Origin of the sequence: Streptomyces sp. NPDC048504 (assembly GCF_043200035.1) — a bacterium.
In the GTDB taxonomy this organism is placed as follows: domain Bacteria; phylum Actinomycetota; class Actinomycetes; order Streptomycetales; family Streptomycetaceae; genus Streptomyces.
Genome location: NZ_JBICXA010000001.1, coordinates 663,082 through 686,075, shown reverse-complemented (window position 1 = coordinate 686,075; position 22,994 = coordinate 663,082). Strand labels below are relative to the sequence as shown.

The 22,994-nt window shown below is 68.2% G+C and carries 23 protein-coding genes; 3 read left to right on the top strand and 20 right to left on the bottom strand.

Going from position 1 to position 22,994, the window contains the following annotated elements; all coding sequences use genetic code 11:
* Positions 1 to 39 precede the first annotated feature (39 nt).
* Complete coding sequence (locus ACGFY9_RS03200; protein WP_393751389.1) at positions 40 to 645, top strand: hypothetical protein; 606 nt, start codon at positions 40 to 42, stop codon at positions 643 to 645.
* A 345-nt stretch (positions 646 to 990) separates the two neighbouring features.
* Here the strand turns inward: ACGFY9_RS03200 and ACGFY9_RS03195 are convergent, their stop codons facing one another.
* The gene (locus tag ACGFY9_RS03195; protein WP_393751387.1) at positions 991 to 1,452 is read right to left on the bottom strand and encodes a hypothetical protein; all 462 of its coding nucleotides are present in this window, start codon (positions 1,450 to 1,452) and stop codon (positions 991 to 993) included.
* 388 nt (positions 1,453 to 1,840) lie between these two features.
* Here ACGFY9_RS03195 and ACGFY9_RS03190 point away from each other — a divergent pair, with 388 nt between their 5' ends.
* Both ACGFY9_RS03190 and ACGFY9_RS03185 read left to right on the top strand, forming a co-directional pair.
* A complete protein-coding gene (locus ACGFY9_RS03190; RefSeq protein WP_393751386.1) occupies positions 1,841 to 2,362 on the top strand; it encodes a hypothetical protein in 522 nt (173 codons plus the stop codon).
* 451 nt (positions 2,363 to 2,813) lie between these two features.
* Positions 2,814 to 3,302: a hypothetical protein gene (locus ACGFY9_RS03185; protein ID WP_393751384.1), complete on the top strand. Its 489-nt coding sequence runs from the start codon at positions 2,814 to 2,816 to the stop codon at positions 3,300 to 3,302.
* On the opposite strand, the gene ACGFY9_RS03180 is transcribed toward ACGFY9_RS03185, so the two are convergent.
* The 19 genes from ACGFY9_RS03180 to ACGFY9_RS03090 form a co-directional block, all read right to left on the bottom strand.
* Positions 3,299 to 3,997 (bottom strand): hypothetical protein, encoded by a 699-nt coding sequence (locus tag ACGFY9_RS03180; RefSeq protein WP_393751382.1) that lies wholly within the window; start codon positions 3,995 to 3,997, stop codon positions 3,299 to 3,301. The two genes, ACGFY9_RS03185 and ACGFY9_RS03180, sit on opposite strands and share 4 nt — an antisense overlap.
* Positions 3,998 to 4,249: 252 nt before the next feature.
* The gene (locus ACGFY9_RS03175; RefSeq protein WP_393751380.1) at positions 4,250 to 5,074 is read right to left on the bottom strand and encodes an endonuclease/exonuclease/phosphatase family protein; all 825 of its coding nucleotides are present in this window, start codon (positions 5,072 to 5,074) and stop codon (positions 4,250 to 4,252) included.
* Positions 5,075 to 5,160: 86 nt separating this feature from the next.
* On the bottom strand, positions 5,161 to 5,844 hold the full coding sequence (locus tag ACGFY9_RS03170) for a class I SAM-dependent methyltransferase (RefSeq protein ID WP_393751378.1): 684 nt from the start codon (positions 5,842 to 5,844) through the stop codon (positions 5,161 to 5,163).
* 146 nt (positions 5,845 to 5,990) lie between these two features.
* On the bottom strand, positions 5,991 to 8,279 hold the full coding sequence (fxlM, locus tag ACGFY9_RS03165) for a methyltransferase, FxLD system (RefSeq protein ID WP_393751376.1): 2,289 nt from the start codon (positions 8,277 to 8,279) through the stop codon (positions 5,991 to 5,993).
* Positions 8,280 to 8,317: 38 nt separating this feature from the next.
* Positions 8,318 to 10,243 carry an ATP-binding cassette domain-containing protein gene (locus tag ACGFY9_RS03160; protein ID WP_393751374.1) on the bottom strand — a complete coding sequence of 642 codons (1,926 nt, stop codon included), beginning with the start codon at positions 10,241 to 10,243 and terminating at the stop codon, positions 8,318 to 8,320.
* Positions 10,240 to 10,704 (bottom strand): NUDIX domain-containing protein, encoded by a 465-nt coding sequence (locus ACGFY9_RS03155; protein WP_393751373.1) that lies wholly within the window; start codon positions 10,702 to 10,704, stop codon positions 10,240 to 10,242. Before ACGFY9_RS03155 ends, ACGFY9_RS03160 begins: the two co-directional genes overlap by 4 nt.
* Positions 10,701 to 11,594 (bottom strand): aminoglycoside phosphotransferase family protein, encoded by an 894-nt coding sequence (locus ACGFY9_RS03150; RefSeq protein WP_393751371.1) that lies wholly within the window; start codon positions 11,592 to 11,594, stop codon positions 10,701 to 10,703. The genes ACGFY9_RS03155 and ACGFY9_RS03150 overlap by 4 nt, the downstream gene beginning before the upstream one ends.
* 547 nt (positions 11,595 to 12,141) lie before the next feature.
* Positions 12,142 to 12,639, bottom strand: a complete 498-nt coding sequence (locus tag ACGFY9_RS03145) for a GntR family transcriptional regulator (protein ID WP_393751369.1) — start codon at positions 12,637 to 12,639, stop codon at positions 12,142 to 12,144.
* A 44-nt stretch (positions 12,640 to 12,683) separates the two neighbouring features.
* Entirely contained in the window at positions 12,684 to 13,421 is a 738-nt protein-coding gene (locus ACGFY9_RS03140; RefSeq protein ID WP_393751367.1) for a hypothetical protein, read from the bottom strand.
* A 319-nt stretch (positions 13,422 to 13,740) separates the two neighbouring features.
* On the bottom strand, positions 13,741 to 14,214 hold the full coding sequence (locus ACGFY9_RS03135) for a DUF6082 family protein (protein ID WP_393751365.1): 474 nt from the start codon (positions 14,212 to 14,214) through the stop codon (positions 13,741 to 13,743).
* 6 nt (positions 14,215 to 14,220) lie between these two features.
* The gene (locus tag ACGFY9_RS03130) at positions 14,221 to 14,832 is read right to left on the bottom strand and encodes a Scr1 family TA system antitoxin-like transcriptional regulator (protein WP_393751776.1); all 612 of its coding nucleotides are present in this window, start codon (positions 14,830 to 14,832) and stop codon (positions 14,221 to 14,223) included.
* Positions 14,833 to 15,153: 321 nt separating this feature from the next.
* Positions 15,154 to 16,200, bottom strand: coding sequence for a phosphotransferase enzyme family protein (locus ACGFY9_RS03125; protein WP_393751364.1), 1,047 nt, complete (start codon positions 16,198 to 16,200; stop codon positions 15,154 to 15,156).
* 7 nt (positions 16,201 to 16,207) lie between these two features.
* Positions 16,208 to 17,011, bottom strand: coding sequence for a class I SAM-dependent methyltransferase (locus tag ACGFY9_RS03120; protein ID WP_393751362.1), 804 nt, complete (start codon positions 17,009 to 17,011; stop codon positions 16,208 to 16,210).
* Positions 17,008 to 17,892 (bottom strand): aminoglycoside phosphotransferase family protein, encoded by an 885-nt coding sequence (locus ACGFY9_RS03115; protein ID WP_393751360.1) that lies wholly within the window; start codon positions 17,890 to 17,892, stop codon positions 17,008 to 17,010. Before ACGFY9_RS03115 ends, ACGFY9_RS03120 begins: the two co-directional genes overlap by 4 nt.
* Positions 17,893 to 18,071: 179 nt before the next feature.
* Entirely contained in the window at positions 18,072 to 19,496 is a 1,425-nt protein-coding gene (locus ACGFY9_RS03110) for a glutamine synthetase family protein (protein WP_393751358.1), read from the bottom strand.
* A complete protein-coding gene (locus tag ACGFY9_RS03105; protein WP_393751357.1) occupies positions 19,496 to 20,932 on the bottom strand; it encodes an amino acid permease in 1,437 nt (478 codons plus the stop codon). The genes ACGFY9_RS03110 and ACGFY9_RS03105 overlap by 1 nt, the downstream gene beginning before the upstream one ends.
* Before the next feature lie 176 nt (positions 20,933 to 21,108).
* Positions 21,109 to 22,110, bottom strand: coding sequence for a hypothetical protein (locus tag ACGFY9_RS03100; protein ID WP_393751355.1), 1,002 nt, complete (start codon positions 22,108 to 22,110; stop codon positions 21,109 to 21,111).
* 206 nt (positions 22,111 to 22,316) lie between these two features.
* Positions 22,317 to 22,511, bottom strand: a complete 195-nt coding sequence (locus ACGFY9_RS03095) for a hypothetical protein (protein WP_393751353.1) — start codon at positions 22,509 to 22,511, stop codon at positions 22,317 to 22,319.
* Positions 22,511 to 22,951: a hypothetical protein gene (locus ACGFY9_RS03090; protein WP_393751351.1), complete on the bottom strand. Its 441-nt coding sequence runs from the start codon at positions 22,949 to 22,951 to the stop codon at positions 22,511 to 22,513. The genes ACGFY9_RS03095 and ACGFY9_RS03090 overlap by 1 nt, the downstream gene beginning before the upstream one ends.
* Positions 22,952 to 22,994 lie beyond the last annotated feature (43 nt).

Below are 22,994 nucleotides of genomic sequence, written 5' to 3'. Positions count from 1 at the left end.
CGTTGGCACCGTCCTGTACGTGCTCGTACGGTAACGGCCATGACCGAGACCCCGGACCAGCGCAGGTTGATCGAGATCGCTCGATCACTCAACCGCTACGAGTGGCAGCCCGTAGATGAGGAAGCCGAGTGCGGCGCTGCGTTCTTTCAGCTGGCGAAGAACATGGAGGAGAAGGATCACGGTTTCCCCCGGAGTACACAGCCGTGGACGCCGCGACTGCATACAGAGAACGTCGCCGCGCTGGCGGACGAAGTCACCGTGCTACAAGGGGAGTTCCTGCCCGAGTGGCGCGAACGCCTTCCCAACGGCTCGCCCATGGCCGAGCTGGTCAACCTGTACATCCAGGGCGCGGAGCCGGTGGTGCGGCACGCGGACGCGGTACTGGCCGCCTGGCGCACGGCGGCTCTGCCCGAGCCGACCGCTGATGAAATCGCCCACCGCACCAGATATTCGGGCACTTCGGCAGGGGATGTCGCTGCTCAATTGCGGTTCGGGATCGCTGCCAGCTGGGAGGAGGAGTCTCCTCGGTGCTTGCTTTGGGAGGAGATGGGGCCTGCCTGGAACCATCTGGGGGCGGTGCGCTCCACCATGATGGCTGCTGGTCACTACGTTCCCCTCCTGATCATCCGGCCACGCATGGCATGACCGTGCCATATCCGACAGCGGGATGCGACCCGTCCGGCAAATCCCGGCCGGCAGGCTGCGGGCCGGACACCGGCGCCTTCAGTTCGCGCGGGTGCGGGTGATCCGGCAGCGGGCCCGCCGCTACCTCAACGGAATCAGCGAGGAACCTGCGCGCGGCCCTGACCGCACAAACGCTGGTCATGCCCCAATCCCCGCCCCGCCGACGATCAATGAGGTAAGCAACGGCGACAACCCCGCCTCCTCCGCCGTGATGGGGATCCCCGGAGATGCGGTGCGGATGATCGAGGGCTGCGCCACCAAGGATCCTAGGGGACCGGCGGCTTCGAGATCGTTGTCTCCACGGCATCACTCGCGCGCGAGCCCACCGGCAGACACACCGAGGGCGCTGCGTGCGGCAGCGAGGAACACAGTCTTCGCCCGGTCCATGTCGTCAGCCGGGCAGCGCTGATCGTCCTGTACCAGCGTCGCCAGGTGCTGTGCGGCGTCGACAACATCGTCGGGGCCCACCAGTCGCAGGGCGTCCAGAGCGCTGCTGACAGCCCGGCGTTTGTCGAGCGGAGCAGGCCCACTGGGACTGGCGGCGCCGAGCGCTTTCTCGACGCGAAAGAGGAACTCCAGATACGCCGGGCGCCGGACATCGTGCTGCCGCTGTTCATTCGCGGCTGATCCGATGAGCTGCAACACGTCTGGAAGCACTTCAGCCACGCTCGTTGCCCGGTGCCGCAGAGGTCTGGCAAACCAGATAACGGGCAGACCGCCGGCTACCGCCGCCACCGCGGCGATGAGTGCAACTTCCCCGAACCCCATTGTCCGATCCTGCCAGAACGCGCAGCCGGGCGCCGGGAATCGCTTTCGCGCCGTACCGTGCGTGCTCGGCTCCCTGGCGTCATCCGGACCGGCCACTGGGCCGGTAGCCCGGAATATCGACGGGGATCACAGCAGCGCACCGGCGAGAAGACTGGACCCCAATGACCATTGCAGCACAGTGATCATTCCAGCGGTGCCACGAGCTTGACGAAGAGGCCCTGGGGGTTGGCCAGTTGAGGGACCGGCGATGGCGACTGTTCGGCGCCGACCCAGCCCCCTTGAAGAGTCGTCGGGGCAGAGGGCGACCTGGACGGAGGATGCACCCACTGGGAAGGCCAAGTACCGAGGATCCGGACGTCTCGCACCCGTCCTCGGCTTCAATAGGGGCATGGACACTGCGGTCGTCGGGTTGGTCGCAACCGTTGTGGGTGCGGTGAGCGGGGTGGTCGGAACGCTGGCTACCACCCGTCTCGGTGGAACGGAACAGAGACGCACTCAAAACGATCAATCAGCAAGACAGGAGAGGACCACGGCTTATACGAAGCTCGTCAGTGCGTGCAGCCGAACCTACAGACTGGGCTACGCCGTGCACGTGGCGGTCCAGGACACCCACGGTCGGGCAGCTCCTTCCCCGGGAGTTGCGGAGAGGCTTCAGGAGTTCAACCTGGCCGTCGAGTCCGCCCTTGAAATCGTGAGCCTCGTCAAGCTGCACGGGCCGGAGGAGATTGCACGCGCGGCCGACAACTTGGCCTCCGCCATGTCCGGCTGGCACCGCGAGGTCGCATTCCTTGCGCAAGGTGAGGGCGATACCCAATGGGCGGGCGAGGCCATCGAACTCTACGAGGAGTGGGAAGAGCGATTCATCGCCTTGGCCCGCAAGGCGCTGAGCAGCGCACCCGTGCTGGCCTAAGGGCTTTGACTTTCAGGGAAGCGGAGTGCTGCGGCCAGCGGGGCGGCGGCCCGTCCGATAACGATCCGGAAGGTGCCGCGCTTCAGGACACCGGGGACGGCGGAACGGTCGCGCAGAGCGCGGCTTGCCGACCTCGGGACGGCCGGTGAGGGGAATCCGCAGCCGGATGCCACCGTGCTCCACGGTAGTGCTGCTGCCGGGCCCGCCAAGTAGTTCCCGCAGAGTGCCGGCAGGGGCGTGGGTTGTCGCGCGGACGGACTGAGCGGTGGTCCTCGGGTAGCCCAGCAGCGCTCGATGCCGATAGTGTCGTAGCGGATGTCGAGGGCATCGTCACAGCGCATTGCGGCAGTCCACCTCTGCCTTGGCCGCGGGGTGGCTGGTCCCGATCGCCGACTGCGGGATCTGCCGGGCACCGTGTTGAGGCGGCCGTTGAACCAATACCGTGCTTCCTATGAAATCGAGTCTGCGCGAGTCCGTGGAAAAGACTTCGGCGATCGGCCGGGACGAGCCTGGGTGGAAGCGCGCCGTTGCCCGGGCCGCGCGGCTCATCGAGCCGCAGTGGCTGAGGAAGGGATGGGAGTGGAAGCGCCCGTACGCCCTGCAGAGCCTGGCACTGATCCTTTTTGCACTCGACCGCGATGAACAGCTGGACGATCCGGCGGTGCTCAGCGCCCTCGCTCCGTACGTGCACACGCCGGGCACCGAATACCTCCACACCACGGACGTTGTGGCTGCCACGCTCGCGCTCTTCACCGACCGCCTGCCCGATGACGGCGGACCGCTCAGCCGCCTGATCACCTCCCTGACGACATCCCAGACGATGGAGGGCTGGGCGACGGCGGAACTGCCGTCGATGGACACACCCGATGTCCGCATGCGGCTGGCACCCGCCCTGGAGTGGCTGGACCTAGGGCTCCCCGCCCATGCGCAGGATGCCTAGCCGAGGGGATCCGCAGAGGCGGGCGCACCAGTGCCTAGGTGGACCTCGCACACACGGGTGAACGTGTAGCGATTCGCCACCGGGTCCTGTCGTTCCAGGACGAGCCAGACGGAGGCAATGGTGGCCCAGACTCGGCTGCCGGGGCGAAGGCCGCGTCCGAGTTCGGAGGCGAGCCGGTCCGAACGCGCAGCCAGTTCGGGGGTATCGGTGCTCTGAAGTCCGTAGCCGCCACTCACATGTCCCCAGAAAAAGGGATCGGTGGGCGGCAGCTTCAGTCCGGCGGTGAGCAGGCCGACCCGGACGTGGAGGTAGAACTCGTGCAACCCGAGCTCAGGCCACACGTCGGCCACTGCGGCGGACGCCGAGGCGCGAGGCGGGCCGATCTCGATCTCCACCGGCGCCAGGGCGCCCAGTTCTCGCTGAAGATATGGGGCGGCCTCCTGGAGCCGCTGCTCATCCACGCGCCGGCCACCGCTGTCGACGTACTCGATCTTCTGCGCCGTCATGTGGAGATCGGCCTCGACGACCGGGGTGATCACATCGGGGTAACCGGCGAGGATCTTGCGCATGCGGGCGAAATAGTCCAGCACCGGGGGCTGGCCGTGTGGCAGCCACAGAACGTGCGGCCGGACCCGGTCCTCCTCGGGCCCGCCCTCCGGGACCCACAGCCGTCCCTCGCTCATGAACCGTCTCATCGGCCTCTCTCCTCATTCGTGGAAAATGCGGCGAACTCGTGGGTGACCCAGGTGACGCGGTGGTCGACTCCAGCCGGCTCGGCCGTCCTGCCGAGAACGCTGTACGCCTACGCGGCGCGAGTGCCCCGACGAGTGGTAAAGATCAGGTCGGTGAGGCGTTCGCCGAACGGGTCAGGGCCACCCAGACGCCCCGGGCGGAGTACACACCTCAGGGCCCTTCGACAGGTGAAGTCCGGGCATCGGAGAGCGTGGTCAGGCGTAGGGGTGGGCGGCCGACAGGTCTGTGCGCGCCAGATCGAGGGTGGTCAGGGTGCCGAAGTGGTCGGCGTGCTCGCCTGGATCCACCCGCCGGTAGTTGGTGATCGTGGGGACGAGCGCGGGGGTGACGTGCACTTGGTCCACTCGCAGCCGGCCCACTTTGCCGGTCGGCAGCCGCAGTTGGGGATCCTCGCGCCGGTCGGCGAGGCGGGCCGCGACATCGGTCATGTCCCCCTCCCGGAAGACGCGGCCGACGGCCGGGTTGCCGAACCACGGGTCGTCGGGGTTCTCGCGGGGGAGACAGCGCGCGGCCCGGTTGTGGGCCGGGACGAGGGACCAAGGCGGCTCCTCGTCGCCCAGGGGTGGGTGGTTGATGTCCCCACCGATTAGGCCGATGCCTCCGAATCGGTAGGCGCGGGCCACCAGGAGTTGTGCCTCGATGGCGGCGGCCTCGGTGGAGTAGGGGGTCAGGTGGGTGCTGATCACCGTAAGCGGCGCCGGCCACGGCGTGGTGAGGCTCAGTGGCTGGAACTGGATTCCGCAGTAGCCGTGGTGAAGGTCCGTTGTGCTGTAGCGGGTGTCGGAACCCACGCGTTCCAGCCGGTCCGGTTTCCAGGCGACCGCCGTGTTCAGCTGACGGGAAGGCGCGACGAACAAGTCCATCGCGAGCGCCTCACGGGCGGCCTCCGCCTCGTCGGCGTCGGTGAGCCAGTCGACCTCCTGCAACAACAGCACGTCAGGGTCGACCTCGCGGATGATGCGGACCAGACCCTCCCACCGACCGTCATCGCCGGCACCGATCTGGCAGTTCTGGCTCATCAGGTCCAATATCACGCAAGCTCCAATGAGTTGAAAGCGAAAGGATGGTGGGCCAGCGGCCCTGGCGCTCGGGGTGTCGAGGCCGTTCAGGCGCGGCGGGCTTGAATGAGCTGGTCGACGACCGGGTCGTCGCCCTGGCGGTGGAGAAGGTCGATCGCCTCGACGGTGAAGCCGTGGTCGATGAGCACGTCCTCCCACAACTGGGGCGAGAGAACCCACAAATGCACGTCCTGCGGCTCAAGGCCCTTCAGCTGCACCGTCAGCTGTCGTGTTTCGAGGCTGCTGGAGGGCGGCTGGCCGTGGAGGTCGGTGTGCAGGACGGAGAACACGAGCCGTCCACCTGGTCGCAGTCCGCGGTGCAAGGCGGGCAGGCTGCGGTGGGGGTGGAGGTAGCCGAGGCCGTGGACCGAATACACCAGGTCGTACGGCTCGCAGCGGCGCAGGTGATCGACGGCGTCGCCGAGCAGGAAGCAGACCCCGGGGACGTCGACGTACTGGAGTAGGGCACGCTGATACTGAGTGGGCGCAACGTCGATGGCGTCGACGACAGCGCGGTGGTCGCGGGCGAGGTGGGCGGCGTAGTGGCCGCCGCCGCAGCCAAGGTCGAGCAGCCGCTTGCCGCCGATGCCGCCGAGCACACCGGTGTCCGGCCCCGCATCACCAGGTGTACCCCAGTGGATCTGGACGGGATCCGGAGTCCGGAATCCCCGGTCCAGCTGGTACTGGCCGTAGACCGTCCACGCCTGACGATTCATCTTCTCGCCGTTCATCTGCACTCTCCGTTTCCGACGTGGTCGAGGTGGTGCTGCGGTTGCCGACTGCCAGGGCCGTAGTGGGTGAGTCCTGGTTTGGCCGGCCGGGATGGAGAACGCGGGGCCAACTCCTGGGCCGGGGCTAGGTATGTGATCCGATCCGCTCAGGAACCCTCGGTGTTCCAGGTGAAGACGAGGCGGCTGTGCGGCTTGTCCAGCACATGCCCGGCGGGCAGGTCCTGGTCGGCGGTGCCCGCAGGGAACACGGCCAGTTCGGGGTAGCCGGTGCCACGAAAGTGCTGGTCCCATGTGCGCACCGCGGCGGCGAGCTGTTCGGCGAGGCGGGTGCCGTCGGGGCCGTAGGCGTGGGCGATGAACTCGGCCCATCCCTCGTCGGAGCTTGCGGTGCCGGTGACCGGGACGTGGGTGAGGTAGGCCAGGGAACCGTCGACGAGCACGGCGGGGGCGTTTGCCCCGCGGGGCACGGCGGCGATGGCGGTGTCCCGAGCGCGGTCGAGTGCGAGGCGGCAGAAGCCGGGCAGGGTGGTGGCGAGATAGAGCTGGAGGGTTTCGAAGGACTCCTGCGGTCCGACGGTCACGCCGGTGGGCAGCTCGTGCCGTGCACCTTGTAGTGCGTCCTCGATGCCGGACACATCGGCCGGTTCGCCGTCCTCGAAGCGCAGTTGCAGCTCCCCGCCGCGCAGCTCGGCGACCGGGGTGGTGCGGGATGCGCTGCCGCGGTCCCGTACGAACCCGCAGAACGTGAAGCCGCGGGCATGCAGCACGCCGCCGTGCTTCTGGAAGGTGATGGCGCGGGTATAGCCGTGAATCTCCAACGGCATTACCAGGTACCGGCCTTGGGCGAGCTGTGCGCGCCAGGCAGGGGCGATGTCCCAGCAGTTGTAGGTGACGACACAGCCGCCGAAACCGGCCGCCGGCACATGGCCGGGGGCGCCGAGGTGTCCGTCGCCGAGGAGCGCGGTGACCCGGCCGCTGCCGGCTTCGGCGGTGAAGCGGCGGGTTCGCGCGACGACGTACGGATCGATGTCGACGCTCACCACCCGGCCGCCCGGGCCAACGACGTGGGCGAGGAGTTCGGCGTTGTAGCCGCCGGATCCCACCTCGCACACCGTCATGCCCGACTCCAGGCGGAGGCTTTCGATCATGTCGGCCTGGAGCCAGGGGGCGGACACCGAGCTGGTGGCCTGCCCGTCGTCGCGGCGTGTGATGACAGCGAGGTCGTCGTCGTACGCCGTGGTCAACGGGCTCTCGGGCGTGAACCGGTGACGCGGCACCGCCCGCAGGGCCGCCCGGACCTCGTTCGAAGGCGCCCACCCGCCGACGACAACCCTCGCGGTCATGTCCTGCCGCAGTCGCACGGCCTGGGCCGGTTCGCCGTCCACGCGCGGGTGGGCAATCGCGTGCGGGTAGGCGCGCGCGGGCGGCAGGCCGGGGAGGACGCCGGGCCAGACGGCATCCAGCGCCTGCGCGGAGGGGGCAAAGATCTGGTCGAGGTGGGCCAGGGTGTGCAGGGGATGCCACTCCCACCGTGTGAACTTGTCGGGTTCGCGGCAGGCGAGCGTGCCGGAATGGGCGGTGACGCGGACCACGGCGGTCAGGCGGGAGATGCCGTGGTTGTCGTCCCAGAGCATGCTCAGCACATGCGCGTCGACTGGGTCGGCGACCAGGCCGGTCTCCTCGGCCAGTTCACGCACCGCCGTCTGCTCGAACGGCTCGGCCCCCTCCGTACGCCCGCCCGGTAGTTCCCACATCTGGCTGGTGGAGCGGCCCAGCAGGACCCGGCCGTTGGTGTCGGTCACGACCGCGCAGGCGCCGGTCACCGCGTGCGTAGCGGGCCGGTGTTTCTCCGCCACCGTGGCGTGGTCCTGGCACGGGCTGCGCAGGATCACCAGGGCGAGCCCGTCCGCATCGAAGCGCTGGACCTGCTCCCATCCGGCACTCAGCAGACTGATCTCGTCCTCGTCCAGGGCGATGTCCCGCTTCTTCGCCGGAGTGTTCGCGGCGAGCGGGGTGATCACCACGATCGCTCCGTCCTCGCGCAGCCGGCGCCCGAGGTCGTGCATGACCCGGGTGCGATCACCCAGGAACGCGTACGCGAGCCGGAGCGTGATCAGGTCGTACGTGTTCTCCTCCAAAAGCGCGAGGTCGTCCCGCTCGACGTCGAGCCGCAGCCAGCGCACACCGGCCGGACTGGCGGCGCGGGCGTGGTCGAGGGCGCTGCCGGCCCAGTCCACGGCGTCGACCCTGTGGCCCGTCGATGCCAGATGGACGGCCAACTCCCCCAGACCGCAGCCGACGTCAAGGGCCCGGCCACCGTCGCCGGGGGCCGGTACGTGCTCGGCCAGCAGCGCCCGTTCCGCGTCCCCGAGGGAGCGGAAGCGCCGCTCTTGCGCGTAGTGGGTGTTCCACTCTTCCTGCTGTACGTATCCCAACGGAGTTGCTCCTTCGCGCCGTTCGGTCGAGGGGCGGGTCATCGGTCGGTGGACAGGGCGAGGAGTTCGGCGAACAGGCCGCCGCCGGAGGCGAGTTGGTCGTAGGTGCCGTGTTCGGCGATCCGGCCGCGCGTCATGACGATGATCTTGTCGGCGATCTGGGTGTTGACCAGCTGGTGGGTGACCACGATCGTCATGCGGCCGCCGGCGATCGACTTGATCTGTTCGAGGATGGCGTGTTCGCCGCGGGCGTCCATCTGGCTGGTCGGTTCGTCCAGGATCAGCAGCTCCGGCTGCCGGTACAGGGCCCGCGCGCACGCCAGGCGCTGCCACTGCCCGCCCGACAGCTCGGTTCCGCCCCAGAACTCCCGCGCCAGGAGCGTGTCCAGGCCGTGCGGCAGTTCCTCGATGGCCTCGCGCAGGCCGACGGCTTCCAGTGCCTGCCATACCAAGTCGTCGTCGAAGGTGAGGGGTTGGCCGAGGGTGACGTTGTCGCGGACGTTGAGGGGCCACTGCGCGAAGTTCTGCGGTACGAGTCCGGAGCGCTCCCAGAGTCTGTCCGGGTCGAGGCCAGTGAGGTCGTGGCCGTTCCAGCTCACGGTGCCCCGGTCGGCGAGGAAGATCCCGGCGAGGAGCCTGGTCAGCGTGGACTTCCCGGAGCCGTTCTCGCCGACCACGGCGAGGATCTCCCCGCGCCGCACGGTCAGCGACACCCCGGCCACCGCCGGGGTGTCCTTGCCGGGGTAGCGGTAGACGGCCTCGTCGAGCCGGATCTCCTCCACCGGCCCGGCAAGGGTCAACTCGCCGCGTTTCGGGGCGCGTTCGGCGGCGAAGGCGAGGAAGGCTTCCATGTCCGCCAGGTAGAGGGCGGTGTGGAACATGGCGGCGCCGTTGATGACGAGCTGGCTGAGGGCGGCGAGGGTGGTCTGGACGGCGACGACCGCGGTGGCGGCGATGGCCGGTTCGATGCGTCCGGTGGCGGCCAGGTAGGCGAGCGCGGCCCAGGTGACGGTGAGGAAGACACCGCCGATCGCGGAACTGGCCAGCACGATCCGCAGCATCCTCGGCGCCATCGCGAGGGTGCGGCGGTCGATGCGTTCGGAGATCGTACGGTGCCAGAACCCCAGGTAGGGGACCATGCCGTTGGCGCGGATCTCGTCGGTGAACTTCGGGCTGGTCGCCCAACCGCGCATGTTCTGGCGGACGTTGCGGTCGCCGACGTTGGCGTAGTGCGTCTCGTAGTTGATGCGCGCGTGCAGGATCGCGCCCACGGCGGCGGGCACGACGGCGAGCAGGAGCAGCGGCAGCATCAGCGGGTTGAGCACCAGCAGCACCCCGCTCGCGGTGACCATGCGGGCCACGGCGGCGGCGAAGCGGGTGGCGTCCTGCACCATCACATGGCCTCGGACCACCCCCATTTCCGCGGCCTCCTGTCGGTCCGCGAAGCCGTCCTCGGCGCGGGCGGCGGCCTCCACCCGGCACACCGCCTCGACCAGCGCGCTGTCGGCTTCCGTGGTCAGCCGCGGGGTGATCCGCCCGTCCGCGTACGAGGAGAGCGCGCTCGCGATGCGGCTGGCTGCCGCGGCGATGGCGATGCCCAGCAGTGCGGGCAGCGCCTGGTGCAGCCGTTCGGCCACCGGCCCGGCGGCCAGGATCGGCCGCATGGCGTGCCGGGTGTAGGTCAGCAGCAGGCCGGCGGCCACGGCGGTCAGTACCGTGCAGCCCGTCAGCAGCAGGACCGCGGACCGGTCGGTGGCCCACGCCATCCGCGCGGTCTGGCCCAGCACCCGCGGCAGCCGGGCGCACATCTGCCCGAACGATGCCTCGTCCAATGGGTTCTTGGCGTACCGGCCCTCGTAGCGGATCTCCGCCGGCGCCGGCGGCGGCACGGCCGCCCGCGAGCCGCCGTCGGACGGTCCGGCATCGGGCGAGGTGTTCTGCGCGGGGACGAGGTCGCGGTTCACGAGCCACCCCCGCTCGTCGGAACGATGATGTTGCCGTACCGGCGGCCGACTTGGAAATTCTCCAGGACCTGCCGGGTGTAGGGGTGGCAGTCGGCGGGCGGATCTCCGGGATCGACCCACAGGATCTGCTCGTGCTTGTGGGGCTCGGCGTTGTACGGCTCTCCCTGCCACCGATACGCGACGAACACGACCCCGATCACCCGCACACCGTCGCTGTCGAGGTAGTGCACCACCTGCCCGAACTCCAGGTCGTCGTCGGCGACACGGATCCCAGTTTCCTCGGCCAGCTCACGCAGGGCGCCCGCGTCGAGGAACTCGCCGGCTTCGAGTTTTCCGCCGACCACGGTGACCTGGTTCGCGCTGGTCTTCGACGTCGCGTTGTGCCGCACCGCGAGGATGCGCCCGTCGCCGCGCACCACCAGCACCATCACGTTCGACGGACTCAGATACGGATCGTTCATGCCGTCTGCACCTCCAGCCGGGCCAGCGTCGCCCGCCCGCGCTCGACGATCTCGCGGTCGCCGTTGGGTACCCCCCAGGAGATGGCGCTCGCCGCGTCCAGCGCGGACAGGCAGCGCAGCGCCCGCTCTTCCTCAGCGGTGAGCTCCCGGCCGTACCCGGTCCAGAACGCCTCCTCCAGAGCAGGATGCGCAGCCCAGGGGCCGCAGGCGAGGGGGACGACATCGGCGACCACGGCGTGCGGGCGGGCGCGCTCTAGGTCCACCGCCCCGAACACGCTGCTCCGTCGGTCCGAGTCCAGCAGCCAGTTGCGGGGCTGGAAGTCTCCGTGGATGTATCCGGCGGGCAGCGCACCGACGTGTTCGAGCACGGATGCATGTCGCCTCACGGTCCGGCGTTCCGCGGGGCTGATCAGGTCACCGGCCCGTTCCAGGTGCTTGTCGGCGCCGCCGGCAGCGCGGGCGATCTCGGCGGCGGCGTCCAAGCGGTCCTGGAGGCAGAGATCGTTCTCTCCGCCGTGGAAGCGCCGCAGCCAGCTGCCGGCCTGCCGGTGCAGGGCGCGCTGCTCGGCGGGGGTGAGGGAGAGCGACTTCACCGGGCTCCCCGCGACCAGGGAGAGGAGCAGCGCCTGCTGATGCGGGTCGGTTCCCCGGAGCAAGGGGACGGTGCCCGGCTGAAGACCGGGTGCGACTTCGCGCAGGGCGCGGGTTTCGCGGCCGAAGAATTTCGGGTTCGGGGACAGCTTCGCGAAGACGCGCTCGGTGTCACAAGTCAGTTCCCACACACGGGAGTTGGGGCGGTCGTGGGAGACGTTGCGTGCGGACCGTACCGGGCCGACGATGCCCTGGGCCCATTCCCGCAGGGCGGGCGGGATCGGATGGCCGACGCTCATGCCCCCCACCTCGGTGTCGGTCGTGACGTATCAGCGAGGGGCGACAAGGCAACACCGGCACCGGCACCGACCGGCACACGGGAACGAACAGCCGTCCAGGCGGCCTCGGGACGTCCAGGGACAGGATGGGCGAAAACAGGGGTGGGGCGCATGATTCCTCCTGCGATTGACGGTGCGAGCGAACGAGCGTGTACAGGTGCGGGCGCGGACGGTCGACACCCGTAGGCATCACCAACAGCGCGGCGGGCAGGCCAGGTTGGGGATGACTGATGATGACCGGGACAACGAGCCGGACGCCGCTTTCGAACACGCGTGTTTGAGTCGCGTCCCCACCCCACGGTTACGGGGCGCAGGCGTCGCGCACCCCTGAATCGCGCGGCGGACGGGGATGCCGGCCGTGGCCGAATCGCCGCGCACTGGTACTTCTGCAACCCAGGAAACGGGAAGACACCATCGTCTTGGGCCAGCCGGGCCGGCGTGCGGGATGGACGGTTGGTCCCCAGTGCCAGCTCCGAGCCCCACAGGCTCGGCACGCCGAGCGGGCTCATCAGAGATCGCGGCTCCTGTTCAAAGGCGTTGTGATGGCCCTCTCGACGCCCCAACCGCCGGTGTGAATCCGAGCGTAGAGCCGGCCAAGGTCCACTTTGCATCGCCGGTCCTCAACCCACTGGCTGAGCGTTTTGCTCTCGCTGAACGCCGAGTAGTACCGCGCCCCGCACACACCGGATCCCCTGGACAGCTTCCCGGACGGGGCTCCCCCGCCAGAACGACGATCCGATGGAGCAGTCACGGACACCAAGGGTCCCTGGTCCCTGGTCAGGCCGTCGCGGGCAAGCCCTTTGAGCGCGGCACAGATGACCTCGTCGCCGACCCTGTATCCGCTCACGAGGTCGGCACGTTCCAGGGTGGCACCGGGCGGTATCTCGCCGTCGAGGATGGCCTCGCGGAGCCTGCGGTACACCCCATCAGCCTGGCTGGCGTGTTTCAGATCGAGGCCGCTGACCTCGCTGAGAAGGAGTTCGGTCGGATCGGTTTCGATGGCCACGGGGTTCCTGTGGTAGTCGGTCGGGGTCGGTGAGCCTGGTGGAGCTACAGCCGCAGGACGGTGCCTTTGCGGTCCGATGGTCCGCCGCCCCGTGCTCCCTGCGCACCGCCTGTGCCGACGTCGGGGGCACTGGTGCCGGGAGGTTCGGCGAGGAGTCGGGCAAGCGCCTTTTTGAGCTTGCCTTCTACCTCCTCGGTCAGGTCCTTTCCGTCCACGGTGACCACGCGAACTGAGTTGGTGCTGGCGATGCCGGCGCCTTTCCTGCCGCTGCGGCGCTGGGTTTCGAAGGCCATGTGCAGGGTCGCTTTCGCGGAGGCAACAGCGATCACGTACCGCCCTTTGCTGTCGCGTCCGACGGAGACGGAGATGTCCCCCCGGCCGTACAGGGTCTTCTCGCACTGGCCCAGGTTTTGGCGGATCTCCATCGGGAGTACGTCATGTTCACCGAGCGGAGTCAGGACGGGCAGGGCCGCCGGACCGGCCGCGTCGGCGGGCAACCGCTCAAGCAGAGCGCGGTACTCCACCCACGATGCTGTTGTGGGACGTCGCTCGCCGTCCTGGAACAGCTGGTAGTCGGACCGTCTCCATCCTCTGCTGCCGCGCCGGACAACGGTCTCGATCCGCAGGCGGCCGTTTATGTGCGTGAGGCGGATGGCCGCCTCACTGTCGTACGTGATCAAAGGCTTGACCCCGGACTCGCGGGCCATGGTCTCGGCCTCACGCTGCACTGACAGCGGGATGAACAGCCCCTGCTCAGTCGGGGTTTGATGGGTGGCGGGCACGGTTGGACTACTCCTTCTGGTTGAGACCGTGAGATGGGGCGATGGGCGGTCCTGCTCTATGCGGCGGCACCCACGCGGGGAGCTGGGCGTGGTGCAGCACGGGGTACACGGGGTGCCCTGGTCGAGCAGCCAGCAGCCTGGTAGTTGGCCAACTCGGTCTGCCTCAGGCGGGGTTGCTATCGGCAAGGCAGTCGCGGACGACAAACCCTCGTCCTTTCTCAACTGAGCACGCACCGTGCACTGTTGGCATGCGGTCCGAGGGTCGGAGCCCGCCTGCCCTCCGCGTCGAACAGGGCCGTCATCTAGTGCCGACAACCCTTCACCCAGCGGTAGTTGAGCCGGGCAGCGGCAGGACCGTTCCAGTTTCGATTTGGTAGGCGGCTTCCAGCAGTCGGTGGAAGCGGCGGCCACGGCTGTCGCTTGCTGCGTGGGCTCGGCTTTCTCGGACCCGGATCCACCACTCCCGGCCCTCGGGGGTGGCGAACAGGGCACCAGCTGCGTCATGAACCCCGTCGTCCGACAGGGCGCCGACGCGATGCAGCGCCTCCCACGCGGAAACCCATGCGTTGCGGTGCACGTGAAGTCGGCGCTCGCGGGGGTCGAGCGGTATCAGGTTGCCCCAGATCTCGCGAAGTCCGGGACGTTCGACCTGAGTTGCGAGGAGCCGCTGGTGTATCCGTGCGCTCTCAAGGACGGTCCGGTCGCGGTGCCGGCGCTCGCTGAGGACGACGTGGGCAAGGCCCGTGCCCGCGATGGTGAGCAACGCGGCCGTCATCACACGGTTGCTGCGCATGGGAGATCACTTCCTTCTCTGACATCGGCCGGATACAGACGTTGGTGCGTGCCCGTTCTGAAGCCCCAACAGGTGCTGGGAAGCCAAGGGCCCCGTGAGGGCGAGCCGATAGAACCGGGCAAACGCGGCGGTGTACCGGGAGGCCTGTTCACGGTGTTCAAGGACGACCGGCCTAGGGGTCACAGGGAGGACAACCCGGTGGCTGTCGATGATCACGAAGGGCTCCATGGGGAGGTCCTCCGGCGTACGGCCCGCGTGCAGGGGAATCAGCGACACCGAGAGGTTCGTGGCCGGGCGGAGAAGTCCCAGCAGGTGGCTGATCTGGGCGCGCATGACGTCATGGCCGCCGACTTGGCGGTGAAGCACCGATTCCTCAAGTACGAACGCGACGGGTACGCCGTTGGGAAGGACGGCTTCGTCGTGACCACACTCCCGGGCCAGCGGATACGAGCGAACGGCCTCCCGATATCCGTAGATCTGCAAGGGCCCCGGCACGAGAGTCGAGGCGTAGATCCGTATACGCCGTGCCCGCTGCCACGGCACTCCCCAGATGGTGGGCCTGCCCGGATTTGATGCATTCCGCGCCCCACCCGCGTTCAGGCGTTCGTCGCTTCGCATGGTCATTGCCATGGCAGCCGTTGTCCGTCAGGGCCGGACAGGTTGGGCATCCACTTCTCTGGGCCAACGCCGTCTCTGTTCATCTTTGGAGCCTTCTCAGTGGTGTCGAGTCGTTCAGAACAAAACGGACTGGTGCGGCGACACGCCCTCATCCGAGCCGACCCGGGCCGGAACGCGGCCGGTGCGCTCGTCCTGGAGAGCCCAAGGTCCTCGGAACACTGCGTCGTTCTGGGCCCGCCGTTCGTCCGGGATCCCGTGTGTGCGATTGAGGCCGTCGCTCAACGCCCCTGGAATGCAGTGCAGTTGATAGCCACGCGTTGATCATGAGGTGCCTCCGTTCACCGCAAGGACGGTGAGCTCGTCTTCGAGGCCTTCAAGGTCGCCGAGCACGCGACGGATGGCGATCTGACGCTCGGTCCAGTGCCGTTTCAGATCCAGCTCGGCGTCTCGCGGCAGGCTGTACTCGGCGGTGGTGGCGCCGTAGAGGCTGAACAGCATGTACAGCAGGGCGATCCGGGCGCAGGCTCGCACCTCCTGGATCGGGAGGCTGGGGTGTTCCGAGCGGTAGGCCCTGACCATGGCCAGGGCGCAGTCCGTCCAGTTGGTGCTGGTGGCGACGGTGCGCGGGTCGAATGCGGCTCGCCCCAGTTCCCAGGCCGGCATCGCGCTGGCGCAGCGGAAGTCGATGATTCCGGTGACGGCGTTGAAGAGGGTGATCAGGTTGGTGCGGGTGAGATCCGCGTGCAGGGCCTGTTCCACGAGCGTCTCGGGCAGTTGTTCCCGCAGCGCGGCCGAGTGGGCGCGTAAGTCTGTCCGCCGACGGTCGAGGTCGACTCGCAGTTGGTCAAGTTGGTCATGGCCCTGTCGTGTGGCTCTGGCCGTCACGGTGTCGCACTTCGCTACCGCATCCTCGACGGACTCCGTCCGCCAGCGGGTGTGCTGCACGCGCTTGGGCAGCGGGTACGCGGCGAGCACACGGTGCATGCGCCCCATGACGACGCCGATGCTTTCGGCGAGGGACACCGTCATGGCCGACGTGGTCACCCGGCCAGGGGCCTCGTCCACGACAGCCCATGCACTGCCTTCCGCGATGGTGACCAGGTTGTCGTCGGCATCGGGCCACACGCTTGGAACGGGGAGTTTCGCGGCTCGGCAGTATTCGGACATGTCCCACGCGTTGCGTGCCTCGTCCAGGTCGGCCATGGCGGGGTACTGCTTGACGAACAGCCGCAGTCCGTCGTCGGTCAGGACTCGCCAGTTGATCGTGTCCGTGCCCATGTGCACCGGCTCGACGACGTCGACGACGAGCCCGTACCGGTCCTCCAGCACGTCAGCCGTCAGCTGTGCACCCCGCTCTGCTTCGTCCATCTGGATATCACCGGCCTTCGTGGGCGTTGGGGCGGCGGGCAGTGAGGACGGTGAACGCGTTGTCCTCCGTGAGCACTCCGCTGTCGGCCAAGGGGGTGAGGGCGTTGGTGACGGCCGACTCGAAGGCGTCACGGTGGTCGCCGAACAGATGCGGGGCCGCGAATGACGTCGAGTACAGGTAGCCCAGCACCTGGGAGATCGTCCACTGGCGGCGGACGGGCACGACCGCGGAGGTGACGTGTGAGAAGGAAGAGGCACGAAGTACTTCCTCATACGGCGGTTCCGGAGTGCTGAAGGGCCCGTCGCCGGCCTTGCGTTGCTCGCCGAGGAAGTCCTGGACGACCTCGCGGGCGGTCTGCTGCCACGGAGTGCCGGCGGTCCACAGACTTCGGTCGCTGAAGACCGCGACCACGCCGTCCGGTGCCAGGTACTCACTGAGGCGGTCGAGGAAGCGGGGTTGGTTCAGCCGGTGGAAGACACGGCCGCAGGTGACGAGATGTGGCTGCCATCCTTCCGGTGGCAGAAAGTCCTCCGCCAGCGCATGTCGAAGCTGGAGCCGTTGGGCAGCGTCGAGCGTGGGACGGAGCATGGCTTCGGCTTCCGTGAGCATTCCCGGCTCGGCATCGACCGCGACCAGGTCGTCGAAGTACTGCCAGAGGGCGTGGACAACGAGTCCCGGGCCGCTGCCGATGTCCAGAAGGCGGCGCGGACTGCCGGTGGGCGCCGCCTGGTCGAGAAGGGCGGCGAGAGCGACAGGGATACCCGGACGGAAGCGTCGGTAGTAGGCGGGAGTTCCGGCGAATGCGTTCACGGACGCCAGCCACCCCAGACGTGCTTGTCGCTGTCCAGGCGCAGGTTCTCCAGCATGGTGTGCGCTGCGTCGACCAGTGCGATGTCGCGACGCTGGATCCCCCAGGACAGCGAGTCCAGAGCGTCCAGCGCCGCGTACGCCCGGCACGCGACCTCTTCTTCTTCGGTCAGGCGACGGCCGTATCCGTGGTGGAAGGCTGCGGCCAGGTCGGGCTGGTGGTGCAGGATCCGGTAGCGCAGGCGGCTCATGTCCCGGTAGACGGCGGGGCGGAGTTCGGCTCGCTCGAAGTCGATGACCCGCAGCAGTTGCTCGGTCTCGTCCCATATCCAGTTCTTGGGCATGTAGTCGCCGTGGCTGGCCACCCGCGGCAGGTGCGGCGGAGCGTGTCGGGCGAGCGAGCGCACCAGCGCGATGTCGTGCTCCGGCACATACATCGCGGTGCGGTCCAGGAGATCGTCGGCTGCTCGTCCCCACTCCTCCTGGGTTGATTCCGATGTCGGCCCGTCGCCTGCCGCAGCGTGATGCCGGGCGAGCAGTTCACCGGCCTGCTCGTACGCCTTGCGTTCCTGCTCGGCCGGCAGACGCAGCCGGTCGAGGCCGCGCCCGGAGACGGCAGTGACCAGGATGGTGCGTGTCTCGCTGCCCACTGCGACCAGTTCCGGAGCGCGGCCCGTACCGAGGGCGATCGTCCATTTCCGGTATGCGTCGACCTCGCGTTGGTGCGGCTTGCGCCCCGCATGCTGCTTGGCAAACCACCGTTCGCCCCCAGCGCCGTTGATTTCCCACACGGACGGCCGGTGATCTCCGGGCCGGGTGTGTTCGGCGACCACGGCGTACGTGTCGGTCACCGACCCCACCAACTGGTGGAGTGCGCTGGGCATGTCGGTCACGTTGGTGCGTCCTTCCATTCTCTGAACCATCCGGTCCGACCACACGTTGTGGTCAGTTGGACACTTTTGGTGGTGTTCGTGTGCGGGTGGGCAGCTTGCCAAGAGCTACTGACAATGCGCTCTGGCCTGGTCATCTGCGCGCTATGGCGAGGTGTCTGCGCATGTGGGGCTCAGGCGCGTGCAAGCCACCGCTGCCGCTCGCCGTCGGTGACCACACGCTGGTCATGGTCGAGTTCCAGTTGGGCGAGCCGGGCGTAGTGCTCGACCACATCCGTGCCGAAGGCCGCTTCCGCGAGGGCGCTGTTCTGGAAGGCGGCCAGGGCGTGGGTGAGGGTGGGCGGCACGGGCGTACCGCCCACCCTGTAGGCGTTCCCGGTCACCTCGGGGCCGGGGGAGAGCTTCTGTTCGATGCCGTGGTCGATGGCCGCCAGAACCGCAGCCAGAGCGAGATACGGGTTGGCATCCGCGCCCGGCACGCGGATCTCAAGGTGCAGGCCCTCGCCGTGGCCGACAACACGGACAGCGCACGTCCGGTTGTCGTAGCCCCAACTGAATGTGGTCGGCGCGCACGCCCTGGGCGTGAACCGCTTGTAGGAGTTGACGTTGGGACCGTACAGCGGCCCCAGATCCGGCAAGCCGTCGAGGAGGCCCGCGACGGCATACCGGCCGATCTGGGACAGTCCGCCGCTGGGCTCGTGCAGTTGGCTGATTCCCTTCGACCACAGCGAGACGTGCAGGTGCAGGCCGTTGGCCTGGCCGGTGGCCGGGGCTGCCATGAAGCTGGGCGCCAGTCCCGCTCGTGATCCCAGGGCGCGTACCGCGTGCTTGAAGAGGGGATGCCGGTCGCAGGCGGTGAGCGCGGACCCGTACGGGAAGGTCACCTCGACCTGGCCGGGGCCGGCCTCGGTCTTGATGGCTTCCACGGGCATTCCGGCGCCGGCGAGCGCACGCTGAAGACGACGGACGAAACGGGCGGATACCGGATCGTGGTCGAGGGCATAGTCCAGGTTCTCCGTCGTCAACGGACGCAGCCCCTGAAAGCCGGCCTGTTCCGCGTCCGCGTACGTGCCCTTGTAGAGGACGAACTCGGTCTCCATCCCAGCCTTGGCGTGCAGGCCGTGCCGGGCCAGCCGGGTCAGCTGCGCGTGGAGGACCTGGCGGGGCGCGATGTCGATGGGCGTTCCGTCCCGGTACACGGCATCGCCGAGCACGATGGCGGTGCGCGGCAGCCACGGCACCACGCGCAGGGTCGACAGCGCCGGTTGCACGGACAGGTCCTGATAGCCGGTATCCCACGAGGTCAGCGCGAAGCCTTCCACCGGACTCATGTCGACGTCGGTGGCCAGGACGTACGCGCACACCTCGGCGCCATGGTGCGCGACTCGCTTGATGAAGTGGTCAGCGTCGTACCCCTTCCCCTTCAATCGTCCCTGCAGGTCGGGGACGGCCAGCAGGACCGTGTCTATCCCGCCCGCCTTGACGAGGTTCCGCAGGTCTGTCAGGGAGAACGCCTTTTCGGAGTTGCCGCCCGAAGCGGGAGTGGACGCCGTGGCGAGGCGTGCCGTGGTCCCGTTGCCGGTCGCGGTCCCTGTCATCAGACGACCTCGTCTTCGTACGCGCTCGCCGAGCGGTCGGAGTTCTGCACCGGCACCTCGTAGGAACGTCGCCCCTTGAAACGCCACGAGATCCAGGCCAGCGCCAGAACGGACACCAGCGCTACCGACGCGTAGTTGAACGACTCGACGGACACCAGCCCACCGCCCTCCGGGCGGGTCTGCGGCAAGCAGAAGAGCACGGTCACGAAGCCGACCCAGACCACCGCTGTCCAGCCGATCGGCTCGCTCCACTTACCCAGGTGCCAGGGACCGCGTACGAACCGCCTGCCGGCGCGCAACCGCAGGTAGACCGGGATGGCGTAGGCGGGGGTGATACCGATGACGTTGATGGAAGTGATCGCGGTGTAGGCGGTGGTGGAGTACAGCGAGGGCAGGGCGAGGATGAAGGGGACGACGACGGAGAGCCAGACGGCCGGGACGGGGGTCTTGGTGCGACTCAGGCGCCGCCAGGTGTTGGAGAAGGGCAGGGCACCGTCCCGCGAGAACGCGAACACCATCCTCGACGCTGACGCGAGTCCGGCGTTCGCACAGAACAACTGCGCCACGATGACAACCAGCAGCAGAGCCTTGGCTGCGGTGGGGCCGAGCGCGTCGAGGAAGATCTGGGCCGGGGGGACGCCGGTCGCGCTGCCCACGGTGCCGGCGTAGTCCTGGATCGCGAAGAGCATCCCGGCGAGCAGGACGAAGCCGACGACCCACGACCAGAAGATCGAGCGGACGATGCCACGGGCGGCACTGACCTGCGCGTGCACCGTCTCCTCCGACAGGTGCGCGGACGCGTCGTAGCCGCTGAAGGTGTACTGGGCCAACAGCAGGCCCAGCAGCCCGACATAGAGCGGGTTGCTCCAGCCCGTGTGGTTACTGAACTCGCCGAACACGAAGCCGGGCGACTGGTGGTGGGAGGGTACGAGGGCGAGCGCGCCGACGATCACCGCGACACCGGTGACGTGCCACCACACACTGATCGAGTTCAGGATGCTGACCAGGCGCACGCCGAAGAGGTTGAGTGTGGCAAGCAGCAGCAGGATGACCGCGAAGATGCCCAGAGTCTTCTCCGGGGTGGGAGTGAAACCCCACTGCAAGTTGAGCCAGGCGCCGGTGAACAGAGCGATCCCGTAGCAGCCGCCGGCCATCCCGCCCAGCAGACCGAGCAGGTTGAGCCATCCCGTGGCATAACCCCACCGAGGGCCACCGAGCTTGCTGGCCATGAAGTACAGGGCACCGCTGACGGGGTAGGCGGACGTGACCTCGGCGAGCGCGGCACCGACGGCCAGCACCATCAGCCCGACTACGGCCCAGCCCCACATCATGACGGCCGGCCCGCCCGTGACGAGTCCGAAGCCGAAGAGCGTCATGCAGCCCGACAGAACAGAGATGATCGAAAAGCTCAGCGCGAAGTTTCCGAACGGGCCCATGCGCCTGGTCAGGGCAGGCTCGTAGCCGAGCTCTCGAAGGTAGGCATCATCGGACTTCCGATGTGCGGCGTGGCGGGTGGGATCTGCGTGGGTCACTGAACTACCTCCAGGGCATCAAGGAGAGCAATTACTGACGAGGGCATGCCAAATAGGGGCTACTCGGTACTTACTGACGATCACGGGTGCGGACCGGCCCGAGGCCTGTGATTGTGGGCGTAGGAAAGGGACTCCGCGCGTGCTCGAAGAAGCAGTGCCTCGCCGGGATCTGCCGCTGCTGCGCCGTCATGCACCGACGTCCAGGGCTCGCGCGCCGCGTACGGCCCCATCGCCTCGAAGACCTCAGCGGCCTCCCAATGCCGGTGGCCCGCCCACAACGCGTAGGCGAGATGGTTGAGGTCGGCCACCGAACACAGCCCAGGCGGCACCTTCTGGAACCAGTCGTAGAAGGCACTCAGCGTGTAGCCGAGCGCTGGTTCCTCCGCCCACTGTCGCCGCCACAGCGGATCAACACGGGCCCGACGCTGCTCGATCACCGCGTACGTCGGCAGAAGAAGCAGTGGCGATCTGAGAGGGCGCTGCCCCGCCACCGACCAGCTGAAGTCAACGACCGCGGCCAGGGAGGCAGCTCGCGGGACATCAAGGGCGAGCATGAACTGCAGCACGCGATGGTAAGCCTCGCGGTTGTACGGATCACGCTGGTTGACCTCATAGAGCAGACCCCACGGCCCACTCGGCAACATCGGCTCGTCGGACAACAAGCGGTGTTCACGCCGCAGTTGGCGTGTGTCGATCTGCGCCAACGCCATCAGGCACACCCACGGCACGGGATCACGCGGCGCACGACGAGCCGCCAACAAGGCATCGCGTCGCGCCTTGGTCTCGAACTCCGGGGTCTGCGGATGTTGTTGGCGGTGCGCCCGCAACGCTCGCTCGACGGCGACGCGGACACTCATGAGCTGCGCGTCGTAGCTGCCCGGCTCTTCGTCGAGCCAGACGCTGACCACGTCCGACCGGGCAGCCGCCACTGCCAGCAGTTGAGTGCGCGACGTTCGCAGAGCCCAGTGCCCGTCTGTCTTCGACAGCAGATCCCGAGCCGTTCTCCAGCGCCCAGCCTCCAGTTCGACCAAGGCCACGCGCAGGTCGTCGTCATGGCCGGCCGGGTGATACACGAGACGCATCAGAGTTCCTCACCACGGACGACGCGACGCCGGCGAGTGAGATCAGGACCGTTCTTCTTATGCGTGCGGACCTTACGAGTTGGCGCTCTCTCTGGAATGGACGTGAATGTCATCGAGGGCCTTAGACAGGTGGGGGGATGGGGCCGCAAACGGCATGGGTGACGTGCTGTCCGAGCGGCGGGAGGCTGGATACCGAGTCGGCCGCCCTAGAAACGGATCTGGCCGATCATGTTCGCGATGCTGGTGATGAAGCGGTTGATGTTCGGGGCCATGGACGTACTCGCCAGGAAGAACCCGAAGAGCACGCAGACGATCGCGGGTCCGGGCTTCACGGTTTTCCCCCGGATCAGAACGACCACGAGGATGCCGAGCACCAGGACGACAGAGATGCTCAGGGCCATCAGGAGGCTGTTTCCTCTGCGGACCCCCGCCGCTCCCTGCGCGCCTGACTCAACGCACGGCGGAGCGCATCGGCTCTGGTCAGCAATCGCGGGCCGCTCGGGAGAACATGCCAGTGCATCCCCGGAGGTGTCGTGCTCTCGGCAGGCGGCACGACGACGTGGCAAGTCTGGCCCAGTGCGACAGTCCCCGGCTCCTCCCAGCGGGTCGCGGTGCCCACGGGCACGAGGAAGTACAGCCGAGGCTCCGGCCCGCCAGCGTCCAGGATCACAGGGCCGACCGGCTCGTCACCTTCGCTGAGGATCTCGATCGCGCGCTGGCCCACGGCCTCCACAGCGCGTACGGCATCCCACCATTCACCCGCGGAGCACAGCTCGGGCTCTTCACCGATGGGCATCCAGCGCGGCGGTAGCGCACGAGGTGCTGGATTGGCGTCGGACATGGAAACGGCCTCCTCACCACTATGTGTAAGGAGACCATTCCAC

Excerpts from the sequence above, each read along its gene's own strand:
- ACGFY9_RS03200 (WP_393751389.1), top strand. The coding sequence starts at position 40 with ATGACCGAGACCCCGGACCAGCGCAGGTTGATCGAGATCGCTCGATCA.
- ACGFY9_RS03195 (WP_393751387.1), bottom strand. The coding sequence starts at position 1,452 with ATGGGGTTCGGGGAAGTTGCACTCATCGCCGCGGTGGCGGCGGTAGCC.
- ACGFY9_RS03190 (WP_393751386.1), top strand. The coding sequence starts at position 1,841 with ATGGACACTGCGGTCGTCGGGTTGGTCGCAACCGTTGTGGGTGCGGTG.
- ACGFY9_RS03185 (WP_393751384.1), top strand. The coding sequence starts at position 2,814 with ATGAAATCGAGTCTGCGCGAGTCCGTGGAAAAGACTTCGGCGATCGGC.
- ACGFY9_RS03180 (WP_393751382.1), bottom strand. The coding sequence starts at position 3,997 with ATGAGACGGTTCATGAGCGAGGGACGGCTGTGGGTCCCGGAGGGCGGG.
- ACGFY9_RS03175 (WP_393751380.1), bottom strand. The coding sequence starts at position 5,074 with ATGAGCCAGAACTGCCAGATCGGTGCCGGCGATGACGGTCGGTGGGAG.
- ACGFY9_RS03170 (WP_393751378.1), bottom strand. The coding sequence starts at position 5,844 with ATGAACGGCGAGAAGATGAATCGTCAGGCGTGGACGGTCTACGGCCAG.
- ACGFY9_RS03155 (WP_393751373.1), bottom strand. The coding sequence starts at position 10,704 with ATGAACGATCCGTATCTGAGTCCGTCGAACGTGATGGTGCTGGTGGTG.
- ACGFY9_RS03150 (WP_393751371.1), bottom strand. The coding sequence starts at position 11,594 with ATGAGCGTCGGCCATCCGATCCCGCCCGCCCTGCGGGAATGGGCCCAG.
- ACGFY9_RS03135 (WP_393751365.1), bottom strand. The coding sequence starts at position 14,214 with ATGCGCAGCAACCGTGTGATGACGGCCGCGTTGCTCACCATCGCGGGC.
- ACGFY9_RS03130 (WP_393751776.1), bottom strand. The coding sequence starts at position 14,832 with ATGCGAAGCGACGAACGCCTGAACGCGGGTGGGGCGCGGAATGCATCA.
- ACGFY9_RS03125 (WP_393751364.1), bottom strand. The coding sequence starts at position 16,200 with ATGGACGAAGCAGAGCGGGGTGCACAGCTGACGGCTGACGTGCTGGAG.
- ACGFY9_RS03115 (WP_393751360.1), bottom strand. The coding sequence starts at position 17,892 with ATGCCCAGCGCACTCCACCAGTTGGTGGGGTCGGTGACCGACACGTAC.
- ACGFY9_RS03110 (WP_393751358.1), bottom strand. The coding sequence starts at position 19,496 with ATGACAGGGACCGCGACCGGCAACGGGACCACGGCACGCCTCGCCACG.
- ACGFY9_RS03105 (WP_393751357.1), bottom strand. The coding sequence starts at position 20,932 with ATGGGCCCGTTCGGAAACTTCGCGCTGAGCTTTTCGATCATCTCTGTT.
- ACGFY9_RS03100 (WP_393751355.1), bottom strand. The coding sequence starts at position 22,110 with ATGCGTCTCGTGTATCACCCGGCCGGCCATGACGACGACCTGCGCGTG.
- ACGFY9_RS03095 (WP_393751353.1), bottom strand. The coding sequence starts at position 22,511 with ATGGCCCTGAGCATCTCTGTCGTCCTGGTGCTCGGCATCCTCGTGGTC.
- ACGFY9_RS03090 (WP_393751351.1), bottom strand. The coding sequence starts at position 22,951 with ATGTCCGACGCCAATCCAGCACCTCGTGCGCTACCGCCGCGCTGGATG.